The 26,027-nt window shown below is 71.3% G+C and carries 24 protein-coding genes, 2 tRNA genes and 1 pseudogene; 18 read left to right on the top strand and 9 right to left on the bottom strand.

Annotation, left to right across the window (positions count from 1 at the left end; translation table 11 throughout):
- Positions 1 to 205 precede the first annotated feature (205 nt).
- The 11 genes from IG88_RS0120090 to IG88_RS0120040 all read left to right on the top strand — a co-directional run bounded on the left by IG88_RS0120090 (position 206) and on the right by IG88_RS0120040 (position 13,531).
- The gene (locus tag IG88_RS0120090) at positions 206 to 778 is read left to right on the top strand and encodes a YqgE/AlgH family protein (protein ID WP_031042858.1); all 573 of its coding nucleotides are present in this window, start codon (positions 206 to 208) and stop codon (positions 776 to 778) included.
- Between the two features lie 30 nt (positions 779 to 808).
- The gene (locus IG88_RS0120085) at positions 809 to 1,093 is read left to right on the top strand and encodes a DUF3039 domain-containing protein (RefSeq protein ID WP_030402030.1); all 285 of its coding nucleotides are present in this window, start codon (positions 809 to 811) and stop codon (positions 1,091 to 1,093) included.
- Between the two features lie 220 nt (positions 1,094 to 1,313).
- Complete coding sequence (locus IG88_RS0120080; protein WP_031042855.1) at positions 1,314 to 2,612, top strand: extracellular solute-binding protein; 1,299 nt, start codon at positions 1,314 to 1,316, stop codon at positions 2,610 to 2,612.
- A complete protein-coding gene (locus IG88_RS0120075; RefSeq protein WP_063760629.1) occupies positions 2,609 to 3,601 on the top strand; it encodes a carbohydrate ABC transporter permease in 993 nt (330 codons plus the stop codon). Before IG88_RS0120080 ends, IG88_RS0120075 begins: the two co-directional genes overlap by 4 nt.
- On the top strand, positions 3,598 to 4,443 hold the full coding sequence (locus IG88_RS0120070; RefSeq protein WP_031042850.1) for a carbohydrate ABC transporter permease: 846 nt from the start codon (positions 3,598 to 3,600) through the stop codon (positions 4,441 to 4,443). Before IG88_RS0120075 ends, IG88_RS0120070 begins: the two co-directional genes overlap by 4 nt.
- Position 4,444: 1 nt before the next feature.
- Positions 4,445 to 6,061 (top strand): beta-N-acetylhexosaminidase, encoded by a 1,617-nt coding sequence (locus IG88_RS0120065; protein ID WP_031042847.1) that lies wholly within the window; start codon positions 4,445 to 4,447, stop codon positions 6,059 to 6,061.
- A gap of 241 nt (positions 6,062 to 6,302) precedes the next feature.
- Entirely contained in the window at positions 6,303 to 7,196 is an 894-nt protein-coding gene (locus tag IG88_RS0120060) for an FAD binding domain-containing protein (protein ID WP_031042845.1), read from the top strand.
- On the top strand, positions 7,193 to 9,904 hold the full coding sequence (locus tag IG88_RS44335) for a 2Fe-2S iron-sulfur cluster-binding protein (protein WP_031042841.1): 2,712 nt from the start codon (positions 7,193 to 7,195) through the stop codon (positions 9,902 to 9,904). The genes IG88_RS0120060 and IG88_RS44335 overlap by 4 nt, the downstream gene beginning before the upstream one ends.
- Positions 9,901 to 12,222 carry a xanthine dehydrogenase family protein molybdopterin-binding subunit gene (locus IG88_RS0120050; RefSeq protein WP_031042838.1) on the top strand — a complete coding sequence of 774 codons (2,322 nt, stop codon included), beginning with the start codon at positions 9,901 to 9,903 and terminating at the stop codon, positions 12,220 to 12,222. Before IG88_RS44335 ends, IG88_RS0120050 begins: the two co-directional genes overlap by 4 nt.
- Before the next feature lie 144 nt (positions 12,223 to 12,366).
- Positions 12,367 to 13,038, top strand: a complete 672-nt coding sequence (locus IG88_RS0120045; protein WP_031042836.1) for an SUKH-4 family immunity protein — start codon at positions 12,367 to 12,369, stop codon at positions 13,036 to 13,038.
- Between the two features lie 58 nt (positions 13,039 to 13,096).
- A complete protein-coding gene (locus tag IG88_RS0120040) occupies positions 13,097 to 13,531 on the top strand; it encodes a hypothetical protein (RefSeq protein ID WP_234332230.1) in 435 nt (144 codons plus the stop codon).
- Positions 13,532 to 13,614: 83 nt separating this feature from the next.
- Here IG88_RS0120040 and IG88_RS0120035 read toward each other — a convergent pair.
- From IG88_RS0120035 to IG88_RS43415, 8 genes are all read right to left on the bottom strand, one after another.
- Positions 13,615 to 13,686, bottom strand: a tRNA-Cys gene (locus IG88_RS0120035).
- 232 nt (positions 13,687 to 13,918) lie between these two features.
- Positions 13,919 to 14,440 (bottom strand): hypothetical protein, encoded by a 522-nt coding sequence (locus IG88_RS41435; protein ID WP_234332229.1) that lies wholly within the window; start codon positions 14,438 to 14,440, stop codon positions 13,919 to 13,921.
- Positions 14,440 to 15,105, bottom strand: a complete 666-nt coding sequence (locus IG88_RS41430; protein WP_051851979.1) for a hypothetical protein — start codon at positions 15,103 to 15,105, stop codon at positions 14,440 to 14,442. Before IG88_RS41430 ends, IG88_RS41435 begins: the two co-directional genes overlap by 1 nt.
- Positions 15,092 to 16,039 carry an ATP-grasp ribosomal peptide maturase gene (gene tgmB / locus IG88_RS0120020; RefSeq protein ID WP_031042830.1) on the bottom strand — a complete coding sequence of 316 codons (948 nt, stop codon included), beginning with the start codon at positions 16,037 to 16,039 and terminating at the stop codon, positions 15,092 to 15,094. The genes IG88_RS41430 and tgmB overlap by 14 nt, the downstream gene beginning before the upstream one ends.
- Positions 16,039 to 16,254, bottom strand: a complete 216-nt coding sequence (tgmA, locus tag IG88_RS0120015; RefSeq protein WP_031042828.1) for a putative ATP-grasp-modified RiPP — start codon at positions 16,252 to 16,254, stop codon at positions 16,039 to 16,041. Before tgmA ends, tgmB begins: the two co-directional genes overlap by 1 nt.
- Before the next feature lie 124 nt (positions 16,255 to 16,378).
- Positions 16,379 to 16,810: a DUF6082 family protein gene (locus IG88_RS0120010; RefSeq protein ID WP_031042826.1), complete on the bottom strand. Its 432-nt coding sequence runs from the start codon at positions 16,808 to 16,810 to the stop codon at positions 16,379 to 16,381.
- A gap of 210 nt (positions 16,811 to 17,020) precedes the next feature.
- Entirely contained in the window at positions 17,021 to 17,254 is a 234-nt protein-coding gene (locus IG88_RS0120005; protein WP_051851978.1) for a hypothetical protein, read from the bottom strand.
- Positions 17,251 to 17,463: a hypothetical protein gene (locus IG88_RS43415; protein WP_158853982.1), complete on the bottom strand. Its 213-nt coding sequence runs from the start codon at positions 17,461 to 17,463 to the stop codon at positions 17,251 to 17,253. The genes IG88_RS0120005 and IG88_RS43415 overlap by 4 nt, the downstream gene beginning before the upstream one ends.
- A 304-nt stretch (positions 17,464 to 17,767) precedes the next feature.
- Here IG88_RS43415 and IG88_RS0119995 point away from each other — a divergent pair, with 304 nt between their 5' ends.
- Both IG88_RS0119995 and IG88_RS44330 read left to right on the top strand, forming a co-directional pair.
- A complete protein-coding gene (locus IG88_RS0119995) occupies positions 17,768 to 18,949 on the top strand; it encodes a helix-turn-helix domain-containing protein (protein WP_051851977.1) in 1,182 nt (393 codons plus the stop codon).
- Positions 18,950 to 19,302: 353 nt separating this feature from the next.
- Positions 19,303 to 19,464: pseudogene (locus IG88_RS44330) on the top strand (YdcF family protein); the annotation flags it as partial.
- A gap of 117 nt (positions 19,465 to 19,581) precedes the next feature.
- Here IG88_RS44330 and IG88_RS0119990 read toward each other — a convergent pair.
- Positions 19,582 to 19,682, bottom strand: a tRNA-OTHER gene (locus IG88_RS0119990).
- A gap of 197 nt (positions 19,683 to 19,879) precedes the next feature.
- Between IG88_RS0119990 and IG88_RS0119985 the strand changes: the two genes are divergently transcribed.
- The 5 genes from IG88_RS0119985 (at position 19,880) to IG88_RS0119965 (ending at position 25,967) form a co-directional block, all read left to right on the top strand.
- Positions 19,880 to 21,358 (top strand): MFS transporter, encoded by a 1,479-nt coding sequence (locus tag IG88_RS0119985; protein WP_031042817.1) that lies wholly within the window; start codon positions 19,880 to 19,882, stop codon positions 21,356 to 21,358.
- Positions 21,359 to 21,502: 144 nt separating this feature from the next.
- On the top strand, positions 21,503 to 23,299 hold the full coding sequence (locus tag IG88_RS0119980) for a DEAD/DEAH box helicase (protein ID WP_031042815.1): 1,797 nt from the start codon (positions 21,503 to 21,505) through the stop codon (positions 23,297 to 23,299).
- Positions 23,300 to 23,651: 352 nt separating this feature from the next.
- Positions 23,652 to 24,311: an IclR family transcriptional regulator gene (locus IG88_RS0119975; RefSeq protein ID WP_030402019.1), complete on the top strand. Its 660-nt coding sequence runs from the start codon at positions 23,652 to 23,654 to the stop codon at positions 24,309 to 24,311.
- Between the two features lie 259 nt (positions 24,312 to 24,570).
- Entirely contained in the window at positions 24,571 to 25,113 is a 543-nt protein-coding gene (locus IG88_RS0119970; RefSeq protein WP_051851976.1) for a barstar family protein, read from the top strand.
- 74 nt (positions 25,114 to 25,187) lie between these two features.
- Complete coding sequence (locus IG88_RS0119965; RefSeq protein WP_031042809.1) at positions 25,188 to 25,967, top strand: PDZ domain-containing protein; 780 nt, start codon at positions 25,188 to 25,190, stop codon at positions 25,965 to 25,967.
- The last annotated feature ends 60 nt before the right edge of the window (positions 25,968 to 26,027 follow it).

The raw sequence follows: 26,027 nt of genomic DNA, 5'->3' as shown, positions 1-26,027 counted from the left end.
GGGCCTGAAGGGAAAGGGTAATCGTCTTGTACCCCCCTGCCGTGCGCCCCCGCACGGTCGGACAACGTCATGGATTTGTCACAACACGCGGTGTTCATCGGCGCGTACGCCGGGTCACGGTCCAGGGGCGTGCGCGGGTGCGTGTTCACCCCCGTGCCTCCGATTGCCTCCCCACGGAGGGGGAACATGCGGGATCATGTCTGGCATGACCGAGGTGTCCTCGCTCACGGGGCGGCTGCTCGTGGCAACGCCCGCCCTGGCGGACCCGAACTTCGAGCGTGCGGTGGTGCTCCTCCTCGACCACGACGAGGAGGGCTCCCTCGGTGTCGTCCTGAACCGCCCCACGCCGGTCGACGTGGGCGACATCCTGGAGGACTGGGCGGACCTGGCCGGCGAACCGGGCGTGGTCTTCCAGGGCGGACCGGTCTCGCTGGACTCGGCCCTGGGCGTCGCCGTCGTCCCCGGCGGGGCCGCCGGGGAGCGGGCGCCGCTGGGCTGGCGCCGGGTGCACGGCGCCATCGGCCTCGTGGACCTGGAGGCTCCGCCGGAGCTGCTGGCGCCCGCCGTGGGTGCCCTGCGCATCTTCGCCGGGTACGCGGGCTGGGGACCCGGCCAGTTGGAGGACGAGCTGACCGAGGGCGCCTGGTACGTGGTGGAGTCCGAGCCCGGTGACGTCTCCTCGCCGTTCCCCGGCAGACTCTGGCGCGAGGTGCTGCGCCGGCAGCGCGGCGACCTGGCGATGGTGGCGACGTACCCGGACGACCCGTCGCTCAACTGAAGCGTGTGAGCTTCAGTACCCTTGGCGGTTATGAGCACTCTCGAGCCCGAGCGCGGGACAGGTACGGGAACCCTCGTCGAGCCGACGCCGCAGACGTCCCACGGCGACGGCGACCACGAGCGCTTCGCGCATTACGTCCAGAAGGACAAGATCATGGCGAGCGCCCTCGACGGCACCCCCGTCGTGGCGCTGTGCGGCAAGGTCTGGGTACCGGGCCGCGACCCGAAGAAGTATCCCGTCTGCCCCATGTGCAAGGAGATCTACGAGTCCATGAGCGGCGGCGGGGACGAGGGCAAGGGCGGCGACAAGAAGTAGCGCCGCTGCCCGTAAGGACCCCGTAGAGCTTCCCGAAGGCCCCCGGAGTGTGCCCGCGCGCACTCCGGGGGCCTTCGTGCGCACGGCTGATCGACAAAGAGGTTTACGAACTGGTTCAGACCTCTTGTGGACGGGTTCATGTCTCCCTACGCTCCAGGGTGTTGTGCAGAGCGAAACCGTCATTGCATATGTTGCAACGCACGCCCGGAGGAAAGACTCCATGAAGCTCGCCCCCCGCTTGGCCGTACTGCTGGCCGCGGCCGTCGTCGCCGCGACCGCCTGCGCCCCCCAGACGTCCGACAACTCCTCCTCCGGCAAGGACGAGAAGAGCGGCACGCTGCGCGTCTGGCTGTTCCAGGAGGTCAACAACAAGCCGAAGGAGAAGGCCGTCGACGCGGTCCTCGCCGGCTTCCGGAAGGCGCACGAGGACACCAAGGTCACCGTGGAGTACATCCCGGTCGAGACCCGCGCCCAGCGCATCAAGGCCGCCTTCAACGACCCGAAGAGCGCCCCCGACGTCATCGAGTTCGGCAACACCGACACCGCCGGATACGTCAAGGACGGCGGACTCGCCGACGTGAGCGAGGACTTCGCCGCCTGGGACGAGGCCAAGGACACCGACCCCACCGCCCGCCAGTCCGTCACCGTGGACGGGAAGGTCTACGGCGCCCCCTACTTCGTCGGCGTCCGCGCCCTGTACTACCGCACCGACGTCTTCGACGAACTGGGTCTCAAGCCCCCCAGGTCACTGGACGAACTGGCCGCCACCGCCCGGCAGGTGCGTGCCGAGAAGCCCGGCCTCTACGGCATCGCGGTCGGCGGCGCCTACACCTACGGCGCGATGCCCTTCATCTGGGCCAACGGCGGTGAACTCGCCGCCGGCAAGGACGGCTCGTACGCCTCCGCGATCGACAGCGCCGCGGCCCGCAAGGGCATCAAGGCGTACACCTCCCTGTTCGGGGACGACAACTGCCCCGCCGCCAAGTGCGCCGGGATGGGCGGCAACGACACCGTCACCGCCTTCGCGTCCGGCAAGGCGGCCATGGCCATCGGCGGCGACTTCAGCCATCAGGCCGTGGAGGCCGGCCAGGTGAAGGGCAAGTACGCGGTCGTGCCGCTGCCCGGCGTCGAGTCCGGCTCCATAGCCCCCGCCTTCGCGGGCGGCAACAACATCGGCGTCCTCAAGAGCACGTCCCACCGCACCCTCGCCGTCGACCTGATGAAGCGGCTCGCGTCCAAGGAGGCGCAGGGCGAACTGTTCGACGCGATGGGCTTCCTGCCGACCTTCACGGACGTACGGCAGCAGGTCGCGGCGAAGGAGCCGTTCGTGAAGCCGTTCGTCGACACGCTCGCCGCCGGCACGAAGTTCGTCCCGGCGTCTCCCGCGTGGGCGACGATCGACTCCTCGCAGGTGCTGCCGACGATGTTCCAGGAGGTGGTGAGCGGCAAGAAGGACGTGGCCGCTGCCGCGGGGGACGCGGCGAAGAAGATGGACGACGCGTTCGGCTCCGCCGGATGACCGGTTCGCCCGTGAGCTCGGGGGGTGCGGTTCGGTGGCGGGTGCGGCGCCGTCGTGGCTCGTCGCGCCCGCGCGGCGGCAGCCGCAGGTTCAACACGGCTCCGCGCCCCTTTGGGAGCTCCTCCGCCACTCCCTGGATCTATCTTGCCCCCGCTCTTGTCGTCCTCGGCGGGCTGCTGGTCTACCCCGTCTACCAGCTCGGACTGATCTCCTTTCTGGAGTACACGCAGGCCCAGGTGTCCGGTGGGGAGCCGACGACCTTCCAGGGGTTCGGGAACTACGCCGAGCTGTTCGGGGACGGGGAGTTCTGGCGGGTGCTGCTCGCCACCGTCGTGTTCGCCGCCGCCTGTGTCGTCTCGACGCTGGCGGTCGGCTGCGCGCTCGCCGTGCTGCTCACCCGGGTGCGGGCCCTGCCGCGGCTGGCGCTGATGCTGGCGGCGCTGGGCGCGTGGGCGACCCCGGCGGTCACCGGGTCGACGGTGTGGCTGCTGCTGTTCGACCCCGACTTCGGGCCCGTCAACCGGATGCTGGGCCTCGGCGACCACTCGTGGACGTACGGGCGTTACAGCGCCTTCCTGCTCGTGCTGCTCGAAGTGGTCTGGTGCTCCTTCCCGTTCGTCATGGTGACCGTCTACGCCGGGATCCGGTCCGTGCCCGGCGAGGTGCTGGAGGCCGCCGCCCTCGACGGGGCGTCCCAGTGGCGCATCTGGCGGTCGGTGCTCGCGCCGATGCTCCGGCCGATCCTGGTGGTCGTCACCATCCAGTCGGTCATCTGGGACTTCAAGGTCTTCACGCAGATCTACGTCATGACCAACGGCGGCGGCATCGCCGGCCAGAACCTCGTGCTCAACGTCTACGCCTACCAGAAGGCCTTCGCGTCCTCGCAGTACAGCCTCGGCTCCGCGATCGGTGTCGTCATGCTGCTGATCCTGCTCGCCGTGACGCTGGTCTACCTGCGGCTGCTGCGCCGCCAGGGGGAGGAGCTGTGAATCTTCCGCGCGCGCGTGTGCGCCGTCCGTGGCGGCTCGCGGCCGAGGCGTCCGCGCTGCTGATCGCCGTGGTGGTCGCCTTCCCGCTGTACTGGATGGTGCTGAGCGCCTTCAAACCGGCCGGGGAGATCGAGTCGAGCGAGCCCCGGCCCTGGACCCTGACCCCCTCGCTGGATTCCTTCCGGCGCGTCTTCGAACAGCAGGAATTCGGCCGCTACTTTCTCAACAGCCTGATCGTGGCCGGTTCCGTGGTGATCGCCTCGGCGCTGATCGCGTTCCTCGCGGCGACCGCGGTGACGCGTTTCCGGTTCCGTTTCCGGACCACCCTGCTGATCATGTTCCTGGTGGCCCAGATGGTGCCCGTGGAGGCGCTCACGATCCCGCTGTTCTTCCTCATGCGGGACTTCGGACAACTGAACACGCTGGGTTCGCTGATCCTGCCCCACATCGCCTTCTCGCTGCCCTTCGCGATCTGGATGCTGCGGGGCTTCGTGAAAGCCGTGCCGGAGGCCCTGGAGGAGGCCGCCTACATCGACGGGGCGAGCCGGAGCCGCTTTCTCTGGCAGATCCTTTTCCCGCTGGTCTTCCCGGGGCTGGTGGCCACCAGCGTCTTCTCCTTCATCTCGACCTGGAACGACTTCCTGTTCGCCAAGTCGTTCATCATCAGCGACACCTCCCAGTCGACGCTGCCGATGGCGCTGCTGGTCTTCTACAAGCCGGACGATCCCGACTGGGGCGGCGTCATGGCCGCCTCCACGGTGATGACGATTCCGGTGCTGGTCTTCTTCGTACTCGTACAACGACGACTCGTCTCCGGCCTCGGCGGAGCGGTAAAGGACTGACGTGACCGACGTTCTCCCCCTGCCACAGCACCTCTCGTCCCAGGAGGACGCCTGCTTCGACCTCGGCCCGGACACCGCTCTGGTGGCCGGCGACGGCACCGGACGCACCGAGCGCTGGCTGCGCGCCACGCTGGGCGCCGCCACCGGCCTGCCGCTGGCCCCGACGCCGGGTGGCGGCGGCGTCGTCCGGCTGGACCTCGACCCCGGCCTGCCGGAGGAGGGCTACCGCCTCGACGTCGCGCCGGAGGGCGTGCGCCTCACCGGCGGCGATCCGGCCGGCCTCTTCTGGGGCGCCCAGACCCTGCGCCAGCTACTCGGCCCCGACGCCTTCCGGCGTGCCCCGCTGCCGCCCGAGCGGCGGTGGCGGCTGCCGCTGGTCCGCATCGAGGACGCGCCCCGCTTCCGCTGGCGGGGCCTGATGCTGGACGTCGCCCGGCACTTCATGTCCAAGGACGGCGTCCTGCGCTACCTGGACCTGATGGCCGCGCACAAACTCAACGTCCTGCACTTCCACCTGACGGACGACCAGGGCTGGCGCGTCGAGATCAAGCGCCACCCGAAGCTCACCGAGACCGGCGCCTGGCGCGCGCGCACGAAATTCGGCCACCGCGCGTCGCCGCTGTGGGAGGACAAACCCCACGGCGGTTACTACACCCAGGACGACATCCGGGAGATCGTCGCCTACGCCGCCGAACGGCACATCACCGTCGTCCCGGAAATCGACGTCCCCGGACACTCGCAGGCCGCCATCGCCGCGTACCCGGAACTCGGCAACACGGACGTGATCGACACCACTGCCCTCTCCGTCTGGGACACCTGGGGCGTCTCCCCGAACGTACTCGCGCCCACGGACCGCACACTGCGGTTCTACGAGGGCGTGTTCGAGGAACTGCTGGAGCTTTTCCCCTCCGAGTTCATCCACGTCGGCGGCGACGAATGCCCCAAGGACCAGTGGCGGGCCTCGGCCACCGCGCAGGCGCGGATCGAGGAACTCGGCCTCGCCGACGAGGACGGACTCCAGTCCTGGTTCATCCAGCACTTCGACACCTGGCTCGCCGCCCGCGGGCGGCGGCTCATCGGCTGGGACGAGATCCTGGAGGGCGGACTGGCCAAGGGCGCGACCGTGTCGTCCTGGCGCGGCTACGCGGGCGGGATCGCCGCCGCGCGCGCGGGGCACGACGTCGTCATGTGCCCCGAGCAGCAGGTGTACCTGAACTTCCGGGAACACGGCGGCGAGGACGAACCCGTGCCGATCGCGTACGTGCGCACCCTGGAGGACGTCTACCGGTTCGAGCCGGTTCCGGCGGAACTCACCCCGCAGGAGGCCGGACACGTGATCGGCACCCAGGCGAACCTGTGGACCGAGGTGACGGAGAACCAGGAACGCGTGGACTACCAGCTCTTCCCCCGGCTCGCCGCCTTCGCCGAGGTCGCCTGGAGCGCGCTGCCCGCGCCGGCGGACCGGGACTACGCGGCCTTCGAGCGGCGGATGACCGCCCACTACCGGCGGCTCGACGCCCTGGGCGTCGCCTACCGTCCGCCCGCCGGTCCCCGGCCCTGGCAGCGGCGGCCCGGGGTGCTCGGCCGGCCGATGGACGGGCCGCCGCCGAGCAAGTGAGGAAAAAGCCCCAAACATCACCGAAGAGTGGCAACTCGCGCACATCGCACGTACTTCCGATCGTCGGAGATCTCATGCGACAACGCGCCATCTGCCCGACCAGGCGGGCGAATGCCTCCTAGCGGACCCCTGCGTCCGGGCCCTGCGAAGATGTGCCAGAGTTGCCACGTCCGCCCTGTCAGGCCGTACCGTACGGCCACATGGGCGGGACCAGGTGGGACAGCGGGAAGGGGCAGTCGGGTTGACCACGCACGCACCGCAGGCGGCGCAGGCCGTCACGCTGCCCACGACACTCGACGAGGCCGTGGCGGCGCTCGCCGCGATGCCCGCGGCCGTTCCGGTCGCGGGCGGTACCGACCTGATGGCGGCCGTCAACTCCGGCCAGCTCAGGCCCGCCGCGCTGGTGGGCCTCGGCCGGATCAGCGAGATCCGCGGCTGGCAGTACCAGGACGGGCACGCGCTGCTCGGCGCGGGCCTCACCCACGCCCGCATGGGCCGCCCCGACTTCGCCGCGCTCATCCCGGCGCTCGCCGCCGCCGCGCGCGCCGCGGGACCCCCGCAGATCCGCAACGCGGGCACCCTGGGCGGCAACATCGCCTCGGCCGCCCCCACCGGGGACGCGCTGCCGGTGCTGGCCGCCCTGGAGGCGACGCTGATCATCGCGGGCCCGGACGGCGCCCGGCGCGAAGTGCCGGTCTCGCACCTGCTGGCGGGCATGGAGATGCTCCGCGCGGGCGAGCTGATCGGCTACGTGCGCGTGCCGCTGCTGCACGCGCCGCAGGTCTTCCTGAAGGCGACCGGCCGCACCGGCCCGGGCCGCGCGACGGCCTCGGTGGCGCTGGTCCTCGACCCGGCCCGGCGCGGCGTGCGCTGCGCCGTGGGCGCCATCGCGCCGATGCCGCTGCGGCCGCTGGAGGCCGAGCAGTGGGTGGCCTCGCTCATCGACTGGGACAACGGCCGCGCCGTCGTCCCGGAGGCGCTGCACGGCTTCGGCGAGTACGTCGCCGCGGCCTGCATCCCCGACGAGGCGCCGGCCGAGGACGGCACCGTGCCGCCGCTGCCGCCCGCCGTACTGCACCTGCGGCGCACCGTCGCCGCGCTGGCCCGACGAGCACTGGGGAGGGCGCTGTCGTGACCGACGACCGGCATGGCGACGAATACGGCGACGAGTACGGGGACCGGGAGTACGGGGACCGCGAGTACGGGGACCGGCACACCGGGGGCACGCCGCCGGGCGGCGGACGCTGGGACCCGCTGCCCCAGGGCGACTACGACGACGGCGCCACCGCCTTCGTGAAGCTCCCCGAGGGCGGCGTGGACGCGCTCTTCGCCTCCTCCGACAGTCCGCTCGCCGCGCCCGGACACGGCTACGTGCCGCCGCAGATCACGGTCGCGCCCGCCACCACCGCGGGCACCGACCCGGCCGCCACCGGTTCCTGGACGATGCCGTCCGCACCGGTGGACGGCACCCAGTGGCAGACCCCGGAGGCCGGGCAGGACCCCGCCGGCCACCAGGGGTACGACGACTACGCCGCCCACCACGACCCGTACGGCGGGGCGGCGCCCTACGGCACGCACACCGGGGCGGCGCCCTACGGCACACATACCGGGCACGACGACCGGTTCGTCCATCAGCCCGGGGCCACCGGACAGTGGGACTTCCCGCAGCCCGAGCCGGACCCCGCGGCGGCTGAGCCCGCGCCGGGCCAGGACGTGACCGGGCAGTGGTCCATCCCCGTCGCGGGCGGCGAGCTGCCGGACGAGTCGGGCGAGTTCACCGCGTCGTCCCTGGCCGAGCAGTGGGGCACCGGCGCCCCCGCCACCCTCCCCGGCGGCGCTCCCGCACCCTGGGCGACACAGTCCGCGGGCCGGCCGTGGGGCGAGCACCGGCAGGAGAGCGCGCCGCACGCCGGCGAACGGTCCCCGGAGCCCCGGCCCGCCGACCCGACGTGGCCCGACAGCACGGCTGCCCCCGTACCGCCCGGCGAGGAACGCCCCGAGGGCGCCCCGCAGGGTTCCGGCCCCGCAGGTGACGGGCAGGAGCCCGGCCGCGCCGAGGGCTTGCACGGGGCTGCTCCTGCAAGCGGGCCCGGCACGTCCGGCCCCGACGGGGAGCACCTCGCGCCCGGCTCCGCCGAGGGCCTGCACGGGTCCGGCCCCGGTGGGGGTCGGTACGCCGTCGGGGGGTTCGACGGTTCCGACGGTTCCGGGGCTGACGGCGGTGCGTACGCGGCCGGTTCCGGCGCGGGTGCCCCCGGAGCCGGACCGGCCGACGCCGCGCGTGGGACCGACCCGGACGACGGCTCTCGGGCTCCCGGCACCGGCACCGGCACCGGCACCGGCGCCGGTGCCGGTGCCGGTGCGCACGGGGACGGGCCCGGCGGGGGCGCTCACGCGCCTGGTCCCGACGGTGGCGCACGCGAGGCCGCGCCCGGCGAGGGGGCACACGGTCCCGGTGCTGTTCCCGGCGACGGCGTCCCCGGCTCCGCCGACGGTGCGCCCGCGTCCGGCTCCGCCGAGGGCCTGGGCGGGTCCGGTCACGACCGGGTGCCGTACGCGTCCCGTTCCGCCGAAGGCCCGCAGGGGACCGCCCCCACCGGCCCGGACGGCGTGGGCGCCCCTAACGGTCCCGTCGACGGCCCGCAGGCGGACGACTCCGCCGCCGGGACCGCCCGCGGCGCCGAGACGGCCACCGACGGGCGCGTCGGGGCCGAGGAAGCCCCCGAGGGCCCCGCGGAGCCCTCGGCAGACCCCGCCGGGGAGGCGGGGAGCGAGACGAGCGGAACCCGCCCGGAGGCCGCCGACGGCCCCGTGACGACCACCGCCGCGCCGACCGCCGTTCCGGAGCGGGTGTCCGAACCGGCCCCCGAGCCCGGACGGGAAGCCGGAGCAGAGCCGCGGCGGGAAGTCCCGGCCGACCACCGCGAAGCCACGGACGGTCACCGCGAAGCCACGGACGACGCGTCCGGTCCGGCCGGTGGCGAAGCGGGCCCGGCGGAGGCGGGCGCGGCCGGCACCGCAGACGAGCCGCAGGAGCCGCAGGAGCCGCGGACCGGCCCCGACCCGGACGGGAACCGGCCCGGGTCGACCGGCCCCGACGCCGCTCCCGATGCCGCCCCCGCCGCCGGGCAACCCCCTGCCCCCGTGGGCCCGCAGGAGGAACACCCCCTCGCCTCCTACGTGCTGCGCGTCAACGGCGCCGACCGGCCCGTCACCGACGCCTGGATCGGCGAGTCGCTGCTGTACGTGCTGCGCGAGCGGCTCGGCCTCGCGGGCGCCAAGGACGGCTGCTCGCAGGGCGAGTGCGGCGCCTGCAACGTGCAGGTCGACGGCCGGCTCGTCGCCTCCTGCCTGGTCCCGGCGGTGACCTCGGCCGGCAGCGAGGTGCGCACCGTCGAGGGCCTGGCCACCGACGGACAGCCCTCGGACGTCCAGCGGGCGCTCGCCCGGCGCGGCGCCGTGCAGTGCGGGTTCTGCGTGCCCGGCATGGCGATGACCGTGCACAACCTCCTGGAGGGCAACCCCGCCCCGACCGAACTGGAGGCCCGCCAGGCCCTGTGCGGCAACCTGTGCCGCTGCTCCGGCTACCGGGGCGTCCTGGAGGCCGTCCAGGAGGTCGTCGCCGAACGCGAGGCGCACGCCGACGCCGAGGCGCAGACCGACGCCGACGAGCCCCGCATCCCGCACCAGGCCGGTCCCGGCGCGGGCGGCGTCAACCCGTCGGCGTTCGAGTCCCAGCCCCCGCCGGGCACGCCGGGCACGCCGGACGCGACAGGACCGCACGACAGCCACCCGCCCTACGGCGGGCACGGCAACCACGGCCAGGACGGAGGCCACGCGTGAGCAACGACGCCGCGACTGCGGAGGCCGAGGGCACCCCCGAGACGGTCACCCCGGTCCCCGAGCCGATCCCGCACGGCCTCGGCGCGTCCCTGCCGCCCGCCGACGCCCGCGCCAAGACCGAGGGCACCTTCCCCTACGCCGCCGACCTGTGGGCCGAGGGCCTGCTGTGGGCCGCCGTACTGCGCTCACCGCACCCGCACGCGCGCATCGTGTCCATCGACACCAGCCACGCGCGCGAGATGCCCGGCGTACGGGCCGTCGTCACCCACGAGGACGTGCCCGGCACTCCGCTGCACGGCCGCGGAGGACGCGCCGACCGCCCGGTGTTCGCCTCCGAGGTCGTACGCCACCACGGCGAGCCCCTCGCCGCGGTCGCCGCCGACCACCCGGACACCGCGCGGATGGCCGCCGCCGCCGTCATCGTCGAGTACGAGGTGCTCGACCCGGTCACCGACCCGGAACAGGCATTCGAGGCCGAACCCCTGCACCCCGACGGCAACCTGATCCGGCACATCCCGCTGCGCCACGGCGACCCGGAGGCGGCCGGCGAGATCGTCGTGGAGGGCCTGTACCGCATCGGCCGCCAGGACCCGGCGCCCATAGGGGCCGAGGCCGGTCTGGCCGTACCGCGCCCCGACGGCGGCGTGGAGCTGTACCTGGCCTCCACCGACCCGCACGGCGACCGCGACATCGCCGCCGCGTGCTACGGCCTCTCGCCCGAACAGGTGAAGATCGTCGTCACCGGGGTCCCGGGCGCCACCGCCGACCGCGAGGACCAGGGCTTCCAACTGCCGCTCGGCCTGCTCGCGCTGAAGACCGGCTGCCCGGTGAAGCTGACCGCCACGCGCGAGGAGTCCTTCCTCGGGCACACCCACCGCCACCCCACCCTCCTGCGCTACCGCCACCACGCGGACGCCGAGGGCCGGGTCGTGAAGGTCGAGGCGCAGATCCTCCTGGACGCGGGCGCCTACGCCGACACCTCCTCCGACGCCCTGGCCGCCGCGGTGGCCTTCGCCTGCGGCCCGTACGTCGTCCCCAACGCCTTCATCGAGGGCTGGGCCGTGCGCACCAACAACCCGCCCTCCGGCCACGTGCGCGGCGAGGGCGCCATGCAGGTGTGCGCCGCGTACGAGGCGCAGATGGACAAGATCGCCAAGAAGCTCGGCCTGGACCCCGCCGAGGTGCGGCTGCGCAACGTCATGGCCACCGGCGACGTGCTCCCCACCGGCCAGACCGTCACCTGCCCGGCCCCCGTCGCCGAACTCCTCCAGGCGGTCCGCGACTTCCCGCTGCCCGCCCTGCCCAAGGACACGCCCGAGGACGAGTGGCTGCTGCCCGGCGGCCCCGAGGGCGCGGGCGAACCGGGCGCGGTGCGCCGGGGCGTGGGCTACGGCATCGGCATGGTGCACATGCTGGGCGCCGAGGGCGCCGACGAGGTCTCCACGGCCACCGTGAAGGTCCAGGACGGCGTGGCGACGGTGCTGTGCGCGGCGGTGGAGACCGGCCAGGGCTTCACGACCCTGGCCCGGCAGATCGTCCAGGAGACCCTGGGCGTGGACGAGGTCCACGTGGCCCCCGTCGACACCGACCAGCCCCCGGCCGGCGCCGGCTGCCGGGGCCGCCACACCTGGGTGTCGGGCGGCGCGGTGGAACGCGCGGCCAAGATGGTCCGCACCCAGCTCCTGCAGCCGCTGGCCCACCAGTTCGGCATGTCCACCGAACTGCTCCAGATCGCCGACGGCAAGATCACCTCGTACGACGGTGTGCTGTCGACGACGGTCGCCGAGGCGCTGGACGGCAAGGAACTGTGGGCCACCGCGCAGTGCCGCCCGCACCCGACCGAGCCGCTGGACGAGGCCGGGCAGGGCGACGCGTTCGTCGGCATGGCCTTCTGCGCCATCCGCGCGGTGGTCGACGTCGACATCGAGATCGGCTCGGTACGGGTCGTGGAGCTGGCCGTCGCCCAGGACGTGGGCCGCGTCCTCAACCCGGCCCAGCTCACCGCCCGTATCGAGGCGGGCGTCACCCAGGGCGTCGGCATCGCGCTCACGGAGAACCTCCGCACCCCGCGCGGTCTCGTCCGCCACCCCGACCTGACCGGCTACGCCCTGCCGACGGCACTCGACACCCCCGACATCCGGATCGTGAAGCTCGTCGAGGAACGCGACGTGGTCGCCCCCTTCGGTGCCAAGGCCGTCAGCGCGGTCCCGGTGGTGGCCTCCCCGGCGGCCGTCGCCTCGGCCGTACGCGCGGCGACGGGACGCCCGGTCAACCGCCTCCCGATCCGCCCCCAGGCGGCGGTGGCCACGGGGGCCTGAACCGCTGCCCACGCGCGCGAGGCAACGCGGGAGGGGCCGGGCGCGTCCTACGGGACGAACGGGGCCCGAGCGGGAGGAGCATTGTCAGTGGTGGCGCGTAGTCTCCGAAGGAGCGCGAACGGCCGTACGGTTCCGGGGGAGACGATGCACGCGATCACCAGTGGTACGACGATCATGCGGGGCCCGGACGCCGACCGGGCGGCGGTCCCCTCACTCCTGACCAGGGTCCGCCTGGCGACCTCCGTGGAGGACCCGTCCTGGACCCGCGGCGCCTCCGGACGGGGCCCGGCGGGCTGCGACCGGCCGTCGCTGTGGAACACCTCGGCACTGATGAGCTGCCTACTCCTGACGGTGGGCCACCGCACGGAGCCGGGAGCCGCCCAGCCGCTGCCGGCCCGCTTCCTGGACCGCGAGTTCGGCCGTCACCGGGTGACGCGCTTCGAGGACATCGACTTCCCGGCGACCCTCACCCACGAGCCCACCCGCCGCTTCCTGCGCGACACGGGCCTGCCCGAGGACGCCCACCCCTTCCGCCGCGACTGGGACGACCTGCCCCTGCCGACGCTCGCGGAGTACGGCGACGACCACCCGGACCACCCGCTCCCGCCCGCCGCGGCCCACCTCGTACGCCTGGGCCGGCTCGCGGACGGCGCCCACGTCGTCCTCGACGGCACGACGGGCGCGGTCCTGACGTGGAGAACCCCCGACGGCACCCTCCACCCCTTGGTGGCGGACATCTCCGCCCTGGCCCTCACCCTCTGGGCACTGCGCCGCGCGGGGAAGTTGGAGACCGTGGTGGGATGCGAACCCGCGTAACGGGCTTCGCAGTGTTGTCCGGGCTGGGCGGAGTGCGATCCGCGTCTAGGGTGGCCTGGTGGGGGTTCAACTGCGGGAACGCTGGGGCGGGCAGCCGTTGTGGGCGAGATGGGTTCTTGCCGTATGCCTGATCGGCTTCCTCGAAGGATCCTGCGTTCACGTTTCCGACCTGGTAAGGGGCGGGATCCATGCCTACGCGTCGTTCCCGGAGGTCTCCTTCCAGGCGTTCTTCATCAGCCTGGCGGCCCTCGATCCGCTGGTCGTCGTACTGGTGGCGCTCGTGCGGCGCGAAGGGATCTGGCTGGCGAGCGGCGTGATGGTGCTGGACGTCTCCGCGAACTGGATCGGTAGCCGGCAATGGCTTCGGGACGATCCAGCGGAGCTGCTGCGTCCTGTCGGCCTGCTGCCCATCACTCTCTTCGGCCTGTTCGTCGTCGCGTCCTTGGTTCCCCTGCACCGCACCACTGCGGTGGCGACGGTGCCGCCAGCGTGACTCTCGGCCTCGCCGACCGGACTGCCTTAGGGCGGCACCCTTTCGAGGTGCCGCCCCTGTGCTGACGCCGGTCAGGCAGTAAGAGGCCGTGGCGGGATTCGAACCCGCGTAACTCGCTTTGCAGGCGAGCCCCTGGGCCACTCGGGCACACGGCCGGGTCTGTGACTCGGTGACTCAAGGGTGGAGCGGGCGGGGGAGGCGCTCAATAGGGCCGGGCAGGCTGCAACATGACTGCCATACGGCGTTCATGAACGCCCGCCCGGGTCGTGGGGGCCACGACCAACCGCCCGGCCCCGTACCACCTACCACCCACCGACAGCGGTTACAGCGAGCCAGGACCCTTCCTTTCGCCAAACACGGAGGCACGCCGAGGGGCGCGCCCGGCGACTACTCGTTCAGTGCTCCGACCTGTCGACTCGGCGAGTCGATCCAGACCGTGTTCTTTTCAGGCGTCACGGTGAGTCCGTAGCGGCTCAGCTCCGGGCATCCGTCCCCGAGCCACTGGGAGACTGTGGCTTCGACTGCGGACCAGAGTTCGCGAGGGCCGCCCTGGTACGCGCGGACTCGCTTTTCGTCAACTTCCAGTGTTGCCCAGGACCCGTCAGGGTGTAGGAACCAGCGCGCGGGAGTCCCGTTCAGGTTGAGACCGACGGTCAGGGTGCCGGGCAACCGGAGCTGAATGGCCCACATCAGGGACGGAACCGCGAGCATGGCGGGGGCGACGTTCGTCGGGGCGCCGTCCACCTCGTTGCGCCGTTCGATCGCTGGCCGAAGCAGGGGTCCGACCTCGGGCTTTATGGCGTCCCGATCGGGCATGAAGGAAACCGTGCTGTCGATGAACCGTCCGCGTGCCATCTCCGGGGACTCGATGCGCACCCGCACATACCCGTACGCCCCGAGGCTGCCCATCAGCGAGGCGAGGATGAGCCGCCGGGGGCCGACTGCTCCAGCCATGGGGCCGGAATGTGGGTCGGTGAGTACGTGCTGATGATCCGGTCGTACGGTGCCCCCTCCGGGCAGCCTGCGGCAGCGTCGCCGGCCACCAGGCGGGGGGTGTAGCCGAGGGAGGCGAGCCGGTCGCGCCCGAGGTCCGACAGCTCGGGGTCGTATTCAGCGCGTGCCACGAGCTTGTCTCCGAGCCGTTCGCAGAGAAGCGCGGTCGAGTAGTCCGACCCGCCGCCCGCCTGAAGCACGGACATGCCTTCCGCCACGTCGAGGTCTTCGAGCATGCGCACGACGGAACCGGGGAGCGTGGACGAACTTGTCGGGATGCCTCGAACCGGGTGGCCGGCCGAAGTGGTCGCTCCGTTGTCGAGCTGTGTCACCCACGTCTTGTTCTGGTAGCAGAGACGCAGCCACTCTTCGGGGTCACGCCCCCGGCTCATGGGCGTGTACTCCGTGACGCCGTCCCTCCCTGGAGCGTCCCGGAAGAACTCAGGTAGAAAGACGTGTCGGGGTACCGCCTCGACGGTGGACCGCCACTGACGGGAATGCAGCGACCCGTCTTCCACCAGCTCACTGACGAGCTTCCCCAGTAGCGCCGGAAACTGCTCGGGCGCCTCACTGGCTGTCATCGGTTCTGCCTTTCTCCAGTAGGTCAGCGATGCTTCGGGCGATCGGCAGGCTTGTTTCCTGCTCGATCCAGTGCCATTGACCGTTGGCGTTCACTTCCAGGAACCGCCAGTCCCCTTGCGGGGTCACGATGAAGTCGAAGGCGCCGAAGGTGAGTCCGAAGTGGTCCATGCAGGCGGTTACACGCCGTCGCACCGCTTCCGGAACGGTCGTTGGGCGGTACGTGAGACTCCCGTAATCGGTCCTCCAGTCCACCCGCGCCGCGTCTGACCCTGCGTGGATCTCTACCGCGAAGAAGCGGGATCCGACCACGGTCAACCGGACTTCGTGAGCCTTGTCCACCCACTCTTGGAAGAGATGGGCGCAGAGGCGAACAGAGTCGTCGAAGTCGGCCGGGTCGACGACAACTGTGTCGACTGGGGAGCCGAGAGACTTCGTGATGACCGGGGCGCCGATGTCGGCCGCGAACTTGCGCCCGGCGGCGGGGTCGTTCGTGACGATGGAGCGGGGAGGGTTCAGCCCGAGGCCGTGAGCGACCCTGAGTTGCCACGGCTTGTAGTTGGCCTGCTGTTCGCGGGCAGGGTGGTTGATCCACAGGCACGGGAGCGACGCGACCACGCCGAGGAAGCCCGCCCGAGACTGGGCGGCAGCGAACTGCCGCTCAGCCTCGGACATGCCGCCAGGGAGCCGGAACTCCTCGGGCCTGCGGTAGTAGACCGCCCTCACGTCGGACAGATCGAGTTGGCGAACCCCGTTGTCGAGATCGCCGGCCCAACCGTCGGCGAGAGTGGCGGACAGCGTGAGTTCCTGCGGGAACTGCGCCGAGTCACAGCGGAAGACCGGAACGCCCCGATCGTTCAGCCGTGACACCACCGAATCCGCGGTTGCGTCGAGCTGGTTCGTGAGAACCAGGACCGAGCCCCTGGCGGCGGCCATCAGTAGAGGTCCGTTCCCTCGTCGTTCTTGCTGTCGCTGTTCGTGTTGCTGCTGGTGTCACCGGCCGTGACATCGGCCCACGGATTGCCGTCCGCCGTGAAGGCAACCTGCAACGTCGGGTCGTAGACCACGCCGCTGGTGTCCGGCGCCGTGCTGGTCTGCCGCGCCGCGTACTGCATCGCGAACGGCTTCGTCTCGGTGGAAAGGGTCGTCATGCTGCTGCCTCTTTTCTCGTAGGGAAGCTGCACCCGTCCCCGGCGGGAAAAGCCGCCGGGGCGAGCAGTCCTCGCCCGTCCGCGGCACGGGGGAATGGGATTGCGGACGGGCGAGGATCCTGTGTCAGCGCTGCTGCGCTGCGTCGAACGCTTCGTCCATCAACTCGTTGAAGCGTCGGTCATGGGAGTCGCGCGCGGTGGTCCAGCGATAGGGGCCACCCTTTTCCCAGTACGCGCGGTGCGAAGGGTGCTCCATGCAGCGCATGGCCGCCCGGCGGATGTCCGTACGGTTGAGGTAGCCGAAGCGGAGCATGGTCGACCACAGGGTGACCCAACGGTTGGCCATCAGACGGCGAGCCCTCTCGTCGGGATCGATCCCGTCCCATTCGGTCCCGGACAGCCGCGGGTCACTCGCGACATCGCTCAACGCCTGGGCGTGCAGTCGCACGAAGCCCAAGTGCTGAGTCGCCTTGTGGTGCCGCGTGAGGGCCACGAGGTGGGCTACGCCCAGAGCGGTGCCGGTCAGGCCAAGTGCGAGGGCCAGGGGGGTCTTCACGGTTCCTCCGAAGACAGGGCGAAAGCTAGCAGGCAGGGTGGGCGTCTCGCTGTTGGTTGTAGAAGGCGATGTACTCGCGGATGAAGTCGGCGCAGGGTTCGCATATGTAGGCAGGCGCGGATAGTCCGGCGTGCTCGACAGGTCCGATCCAGAAGACGAGGGCGGCTTGCCTGCACAGCAGGCACCATCCGTGGACCAGAGGCCGACGCGTCACTTCGGCACCACCAGGGCGTAGTCACTGAACGAACGCTTGAAGCGGTTGTGTCCGGTCTCGGCGCAGTGCTCGGCCATCCAGGCAATAGCGACCTCTTCGCCGCCCAGCTCTCTGGATGTGGCCCCGCAGTCCTTCTCCTCTCCGGAGACACACACCGCGGACCAGACGGACTCGCCTGCGGGGTCCGAGGTCGCCTTGTAGTCCACGAATCGGAGGACAGCTCTGGTCACGGGAAGGTGACCCCGTTCTTCACGATGTAGAGGGCCAGGAGTGCTCTCGTACGGATCGCACACTCCCTCATGAACTCGAAGGAGTAGTAGACCGGCGACTCCTGTGTGGGACGCCGCTTCAGGTCGAGCAGGTAGTAACAGGCGCGGTAGAGGGCCATGACCCTGTCGTCACGATCTGCTTCGAGGTTCGTCGTCAGCAGCTCACTCATGAAGCGGATGAGGACGCCCGTGCGCGAGTCGATGTCTCGTCGACGCGAAGCGTCCAACCTCATGCCCAGGACGACGTCCACGGCATCCCTCGCTGCCTCTACGTCGATCGGCACGTCATCGACGCTGGTCAGACTCGACTCTTCACTCCCGCTCACCACCACGTACCTCCGTGGATGCGACTTCGCTGTCTGTTACAAGACAACTACGGGAAGCCAAGATCAGTTAACACGAGAGTCGCACAACTGCTTTCAGTCACAGGTCAACTGATGGGCTGTCGGTACCCGGACGTGGAACAGTGGGTGTATGGAGAGCACCCCCGCACCCGGCGAGAACATCGCCGTCCTGCGCAAGGCCAGAGGACTCGGCCAGGCCAAGCTAGCTCGGTTGGCCGGCATCTCCGTGTCCTACCTGACCAAGATCGAGAATGGCATCAGGCCGACTACGCCGCCGCTGGCCGCAGCCGTGGCGAAGGCACTGCACGTTCCGGTCCAGCGCATCTACGGACAGCCGTTCCTGGGCCCTTCTGAACAGGCCGACCTTCTCAACGACCTCCGGGGCGCGGTGCGCAGGTACACCCTCCCCAAGGAAGACGTGCCCGACCCGGCCGCATTGGCGGCCGACGTGGACAAGGCCATGAGGCTCCGGGCCGAGACGAAGTATCTGGAGCTGTTGGGGTTGCTTCCCCGGCTCCTGGGCCAAGTCACCGCAACGGCCCTGTCATCCTCCGGAGAAGCCGGTGCCTGGACTCAGGTCTCCGATGTCTACGGGTGTGCCTACGCGGCCGCTCACAGGCTCGCACAGCCCGACCTCGCAGACATGATCGTCTCCCGTCAGGTCTGGGCCGCACAGCAGACCTGGAACCCGGAGGCGGAAGTCGTGGCGGCCTGGAACGAAGCCGGCACCTACCAGAGCGCTGGGCACTACGACGACGGCTTGGCCATCGTCGAAAGGGCCATCAGCCGCTACGAACGGGCTGCTGGGGCCGACACGCCGGCCCGTGCGCTCTCCCTGGGCTCCCTGCACCTCCGAGGAGTCGTCCTTGCCTCTCGACACAAGGACTCCAACGCCACCGAGGACCACCTTCAGAAGGCAAAATCGTATGCTGCGCGCATTCCGAACGACATGCTGAAGCACAACCTGACTTTCGGGCAGGATAATACGGCTCTTTACGAGCTGGCAGCCCATGTCGAACTCGGAAAGCCTGATAAGGCTGCCGAAATGGCGGCCCCACTGCTGAAGGGGCCGCCTATGAGCCTCACGCCTAACCGCCTGGGCCGCATGTACATCGATATAGCCCGTGTCAGGCTGGAGACCAGGGATTACAGCGGGGCTGAACAAGCCCTTGTGAAGGCATTTGAGGTGGCTCCCCAGATGGCTGAGGTGCATCCAATGGCCAGAGAGGTAATCCGAGTACTGTTCGTGCTCCATCAGAGGGCACGACCCAAGCTCATGGAGATGGCGAAGAAGACCGGCCTTTCTGGGTAGGCCGGAGTGAGCTCTTCCCGCGTGATCATGAAGTGCCAGTGCAGTGGGAGTGCACTTTCGGCACACGGATTCCTGGACCGGGGCGGCGACGAGGGGGCAGTCTCGTGGACGTGATCGAGCGATGGAGCGGCCGCCCCGCCGGCCGTCCGGGCATCAGTCTTTTCCCGACTCGCGTACGCGTACGCCACCGCCGACCGTGACAACGACTTCTCCCACACCCGTGAGGCCGCCCGCGAACTGATCACCAGCCGGGACGGCGGCCAGGAGAAACCCCGCAGCGATGCGTCGTTCCAGCTCGGCTCGGCTGGGCCTCCTCGGCGCCGATGGTGTCGCAGTTTGGGACTATGGAGGTCGTGAGCGACCACCAGCAGGCCATCACCGAGAACCAGTGGCGTCGCGCCGCGCTCATCTGGGACTACCACCAGACGCACCACCAGTTGCGACCCGCCGACGTGGCGATGGGGCTGGGCAGCCACGACCTCGGCGTCGCCGCCCACTCCGCAGAGCTGTACCGCCTCCTCGGCCGGCAGGGCGAAGGATGTGGCAGCCCGCATGCGAAGACTTGCCTCGGACCAGGGCCTTTTGCTGTCCGCTGCTCGACTGCTGCCTGCTCGCTCGCCTGGTCAGACGGCTGGAGCCCGGGGCGGGGTTCGAACCCGCGTAACTCCCCGCGAGCGGAGCTCGCTGATGAATGCAGCGCAGGCGAGCCCCTCAACCACTCGGGCACACGGCCGGGTCTGTGACTCGGTGATCCGACGGTAGGCCGGGGCGGGAGAGGCGCTCAAGGAATCCGGGCGGGCCGCAACACGACTGCCATACGCCGTTCACGAAGCGGCCGTCCGAGCCGGGCGGGTCGTACGACCAAGGTCCCGGTCCCGTACCGTCTCCCGACAGGGGTCAAAGGAGGGCGTGGCCCTTACCCTGGCGGGCATGACCGTCCCTGAGTCCCGTGACACCGATGTCACGGTCCCCGTCGAGCCCTTCGCCGGTACCGGCGAGGCCACCGCTGCCGCCGCCCCCGCCGAGACCGTGCTGAGCCGTGCCTACCGGGCGCTGAGCATCGGCATCGTCTCCGTCATCGTGCTGATCGCCTTCGAGGCGACGGCCGTCGGCACCGCGATGCCGGTGGCCGCGCGGGAGCTGGACGGGGTGTCGCTGTACGCGTTCGCGTTCTCGGGGTACTTCACGACGAGCCTGTTCGGGATGGTGCTGTCCGGTCAGTGGTCGGACCGGCGCGGGCCGCTGGCCCCGCTCACGACCGGCATCGCCGCCTTCGCGGCCGGGCTGGTGCTCTCCGGGACGGCCGGGGCGATGTGGCCGTTCATCCTCGGGCGGGCCGTGCAGGGCCTCGGCGGCGGGCTCGTGATCGTCGCGCTGTACGTCGTCGTCGGGCGGGCCTACCCGGAGCGGCTGCGGCCCGCGATCATGGCGGCGTTCGCGGCGGGCTGGGTCGTCCCGTCCGTCGTCGGGCCGCTGGCCTCCGGCGCGGTGACCGAGCACCTCGGCTGGCGCTGGGTGTTCCTCGGCATCCCGGTACTGGTCGTCGTCCCGCTCGCCCTCGCGCTGCCGCAGATACGCAGCCGCGCGGCGGGTCCCGTCGGGGCGGGGGAGGCGCCGGCCTCCTTCGACCGCCGGCGCATCCGCCTCGCCCTCGCCATCTCGCTGGGCGCGGGCCTGCTCCAGTACGCCGCCCAGGACCTGCGGTGGGTGTCGCTGCTGCCGGGCGCGGCGGGCGTGGCGCTGCTCGTGCCCGCCGTCCTCGGGCTGCTGCCGCGGGGCACCTACCGGGCGGCGCGCGGGCTGCCGTCCGTGGTGCTGCTGCGCGGGGTGGCCGCCGGGTCCTTCATCGCCGCCGAGTCCTTCGTCCCGCTGATGCTGGTCACGCAGCGGGGGCTCAGCCCGACCCTCGCCGGACTCTCCCTCGCGGCGGGCGGCGCGACCTGGGCCGGGGGTTCGTGGCTGCAGTCCCGGCCGCGCCTGGAGCCGTACCGGGAGCGCCTGATGAGCCTCGGCATGCTCCTGGTCGCGGCGGCCGTCGCCACCGCGCCCAGCGTGCTGATCGACGCCGTGCCGGCCTGGACGGTGGCCGTCGCCTGGGGCTTCGGCTGCTTCGGCATGGGCCTGGTGATCTCCTCCACCAGCGTGCTGCTGCTCAAGCTCTCCGCCCCCGAGGAGGCCGGCGCCAACTCCGCCGCCCTCCAGATCTCCGACGGCCTCTCCAACGTCGTCCTGCTGGCGGCCGGAGGCGCCGCCTTCGCAGCCCTCGGCGGCGGCACGGTGTCCCACGCGGCCACCGGGGCCGACGGCGCGACCGGCTCCCACCCGGCGGCCTTCGCGGCGGTGTTCCTGCCGATGGCGGCGGTGGCACTGGCGGGGGCGTGGGTGGCGACGCGGCTGCGCGAACGGTGAGCCGCGGCGGACGGGCGGGGCGGCTGTGACGTCCGTCCCACCCGGGGGTGACCCGCCCCGGTGCGCGCCTCGATCGCCCCGGCACGCCGGTAGGGTGGCCCGGTTGTCATACGTGGCCGAGCCGTTCTACCCCCTTCGGAGACCGTGACTACCACCGCCAGCTCCAGCTCCTCGCACCACCTGTCCCCGGCCTTCCCCGGCCGTGCCCCCTGGGGCACCGCCGGCAAGCTGCGGGCCTGGCAGCAGGGGGCGATGGAGAAGTACCTCCAGGACCAGCCCCGGGACTTCCTGGCGGTCGCCACCCCCGGCGCCGGAAAGACGACCTTCGCGCTGACGCTGGCGTCCTGGCTGCTGCACCACCACGTGGTGCAGCAGGTGACCGTCGTCGCCCCGACCGAGCACCTGAAGAAGCAGTGGGCCGAGGCCGCCGCGCGGATAGGGATCAGGCTGGACCCCGAGTACAGCGCGGGCCCGCTCAGCCGCGAGTACCAGGGCATCGCCATCACCTACGCGGGTGTCGGCGTCCGCCCCATGCTGCACCGCAACCGCGTCGAGCAGCGCAAGACCCTCGTCATCCTCGACGAGATCCACCACGCCGGCGACTCCAAGTCCTGGGGCGAGGCCTGCCTGGAGGCGTTCGAGCCGGCCACCCGCCGCCTCGCGCTCACCGGCACGCCCTTCCGCTCGGACACCAACCCGATCCCCTTCGTGGCGTACGAGGAGGGCAACGACGGCATCCGCCGCTCCGCCGCCGACTACACCTACGGCTACGGCTCCGCGCTCGCCGACGGCGTCGTGCGCCCCGTCATCTTCATGAGCTACAGCGGCAACATGCGCTGGCGCACCAAGGCGGGCGACGAGATCGCCGCCCGGCTCGGCGAGCCGATGACCAAGGACGCCGTCAGCCAGGCCTGGCGCACCGCGCTAGACCCGCGCGGCGAGTGGATGCCGGCCGTGCTGCGCGCCGCCGACCAGCGCCTGACCGAGGTCAGGAAGGCCATCCCGGACGCCGGCGCCCTCGTCATCGCCGCCGACCAGGACTCGGCCCGCGCCTACGCCAAGCTGATCCGCGAGATCACCGGCGACAGGGCCACCGTCGTGCTGTCCGACGACGCGGGGGCCTCGAAGAACATCGACACCTTCAGCCAGGGCACCGACCGCTGGATGGTCGCCGTCCGCATGGTGTCCGAGGGCGTCGACGTCCCCCGCCTCGCGGTCGGTGTCTACGCGACCACCATCTCCACCCCCCTCTTCTTCGCCCAGGCCGTCGGCCGCTTCGTCCGGTCCCGGCGGCGCGGCGAGACCGCCTCCGTCTTCCTCCCCACCGTGCCCGACCTGCTCACCTTCGCCAACGAGATGGAGCGCGAGCGGGACCACGTCCTGGACAAGCCCAAGAAGGAGGGCGAGGAGGACCCCTACGCCGAGTCCGAGAAGGAGATGGACGAGGCGAACCGGGAGCAGGACGAGGACACCGGCGAGCAGGAGCAGTTCGCCTTCGAGGCGCTGGAGTCCGAGGCCACCTTCGACCGGGTCATGTACAACGGCGCCGAGTTCGGCATGCAGGCCCACCCGGGGAGCGAGGAGGAGCAGGACTACCTCGGCATCCCGGGCCTGCTGGAGCCCGACCAGGTGCAGTTGCTGCTCCAGAAGCGGCAGGCCCGGCAGATCGCGCACAGCCGCAAGAAGCCCGACGCGGAGGCCGACCTGCTCGAACTGCCCGCCGACCGCCGCCCGGTGGTCTCCCACAAGGAGCTGATGGAGCTGCGCAAGCAGCTCAACACCATGGTCGGCGCCTACGTCCACCAGAGCGGCAAGCCGCACGGCGTCATCCACACCGAACTGCGCCGCGTGTGCGGCGGCCCGCCCAGCGCCGAGGCGACCGGCGGCCAACTGCGCCAGCGCATCGCCAAGGTGCAGGAGTGGGCGACACGCATGAAGTGACGGCGCCGCGGGCGTGTGGCGTACGGGCGTGTGCCGCCGTACGGGCGTGTGCCGTACGGGCCGGTGCCGTACGGACGCGCGCGGTACGTATGCGGACAAAAACCGGCAGTCGATAACGGTTGGCGCCCGGATTCTGGACGGAGCCTTCCGCTGAGCGGACCTGGTCGTTACTGTCCCGCTACGCACACGCCCCGTGGCAGCGCCGCCGCGGAGCGCAGCCGTGAAGCGACTGGGCCCGCGACAACGCCGGGCCGTCAGCCGATCGGCGGCCTCTCAAGCGCGTCGCTGACGGGACTCGGCGACGCACATCCGCGAGGAGAGCCGCCGACCTCACCACTAAGGAGTGGGCGTCGTGACCGCGGAGACCTCCCAGACGCTCGACCGGGGACTGCGGGTCCTCAAACTGCTGGCCGATACGGACCACGGGCTGACCGTCACCGAGCTGTCCCACAAACTGGGCGTCAACCGGACCGTGGTGTACCGGTTGCTCGCCACGCTGGAGCAGCACGCACTCGTACGCCGTGACCTGGGCGGCCGCGCCCGGGTCGGACTCGGTGTCCTGGGCCTGGGCCGCCAGGTGCACCCCCTGGTCCGCGAGGCGGCGATGCCGGCCCTGCGGGCGCTGGCCGAGGACATAGGGGCGACGGCCCACCTGACCCTGGTGGACGGCGCCGAGGCACTGGCCGTGGCCGTCGTCGAGCCGACCTGGACCGACTACCACGTCGCCTACCGCGCGGGCTTCCGCCACCCCCTGGAGCGCGGCGCCGCGGGCAAGGCGATCCTGGCCGCCCGCAGGCCGCCCCGGCCCACCGGGGAGGACGCGGAGACCCCCGGCTACACCCTCACCCACGGCGAACTGGAGGCCGGGGCCTGCGGCGCGGCGGCACCCCTGCTCGGCGTCACGGGCGTGGAGGGCAGCGTCGGCGTGGTGATGCTGGCCGACGTGGTCCCGGAACGGGTCGGCGAACGCGTGATGCACGCGGCCCGCGAGGTGGCGGAGGCACTGCGGTGAGGCGGCGTCACGCACGCTGCTGACAGTGAGCTCGGCGTGAGCCACGAAGCCGCCCGCCGCCTTTCGGCCTACGTACACAACCCGCACAGTTGGTCGGACCCGTTGGGACTCGCGCCGCTGTGCCATCAGCACGGCGGCGACACGGGCAGTCCCCACGGTCTCGGCCTCCTGCCCGGGCCGGCGCCTCAGCATGCGGCTACACGCCAGACCACTACGGGACCTTCTACTACGTCGGCGAGTTCACAGGGTGATGCGACACATGGCCTCCTTTGACATCACGAGCACCTCGGAGCCCTGGGTTATTTTTACACCCCACGGGTCGGCCGTCGTTCAAGAGCAACTTTCCCGATTGGAGAGAAACGGTGGGCGCTGCTACTCCTTCGACGCCAGTCGGCTTCTGAGCGAGCAAGGAATCCACCAGTCCTTCGCGGAGGCCTTTCAATTCCCCGGCTATTACGGGCATAACTGGGATGCCTTGGTGGACTGCCTGGACGACCTGTGCGGAGAGGTCACGGGAGGCGTTGGCGTAGCAGGCGTGATCCAGGAGGCGGACCGGATCCTGGAGGCGGATTACTTCCCCCTCTTCGTCTCCGTCCTTTGTCAGGGAGCAGACAGGGCCAACTCATCGGTCGACCTCGACGGATTCCCGCTGGATCGTCCCGCCGTTTCCGAGCATTTCGTCTTCGAGTTTCGCGAGTTCGATCCCGGCGAGGTGCGGCGTCGGGTGGAGCAGCCGGATCTGACCGTTGTCCAGGGGGACGGCTTCGTGGCGGCTTCCCTCGATCCCGAGGAATGGCATTGAACGGCACACACCCGCACGGATGGGCGGGCCTGCCCGGCGCGGGAGAGGCGGCGGGCTCGCGTTAGATTGACTCCGTGCTCTCTCGTCTCACGCGTCCCCAGTTCCTCGCCGTCTGCGGGCTGCCCGTCGTGGCGCTGCTCGCGACCGCCGTGTTCGCGCCGCTGCCGTTCTCCGTGGCGCGGCCGGGGCTGACGGCCGATGTGCTGGGCGAGAACCAGGGGGCCGAGGTGATCACGATCAGCGGTGCGCCGACGCACGGGACCAGCGGGCAGTTGCGGATGACGACGATCGAGGCGACCGGGCCGGACGCGAGTGTCCACCTCGGGGACGTGCTCAGCGGCTGGTTCGACAGCGACCGGGCCGTGATGCCGCGGGACGCCGTCTACCCGAGCGGCAACAACGTGAGCGAGATCGAGAAGTACAACCAGCGGCAGATGAAGGAGTCGCAGGACTCGGCGACCGCGGCGGCGCTCGGGTACCTCGGGATGGACGGGGACGGCGTCGACGTGAAGCTCCGGCTGAAGGACGTCGGCGGGCCCAGCGCCGGGCTGCTGTTCTCGCTCGGCATCGTCGACAAGCTCGGCGCCGGGGATCTCACCGGGGGCAAGGTCGTCGCCGGGACCGGGACCATCACCGACGACGGCAGGGTCGGCGCCGTCGGCGGGGTGCCGCTGAAGACGCAGGCCGCCCGGCGGGACGGGGCCACCGTCTTCCTGGTGCCGAAGGCGGAGTGCTCGGACGCGCAGGCCGAGCTGCCGAAGGGGCTCCGGCTGATCCCGGTGACGACGCTCAAGGGCGCGGTGGACTCGCTGAAGGCGCTGGAGAGCGGCAAGGGGAACGTCCCCGCCTGCTGAGAGCGCGGGCCCCCTCGCCCCTCCTTGCGGGACGCCTCCTGGCGGGACGCCTCCTGGCGG

The sequence above is a fragment of the Streptomyces sp. NRRL F-5650 genome, from assembly GCF_000721365.1.
Lineage (GTDB): Bacteria > Actinomycetota > Actinomycetes > Streptomycetales > Streptomycetaceae > Streptomyces > Streptomyces ardesiacus.
Note: the sequence above shows the minus strand (reverse complement) of the source record. Positions and strands in the feature narration are given on the sequence as shown.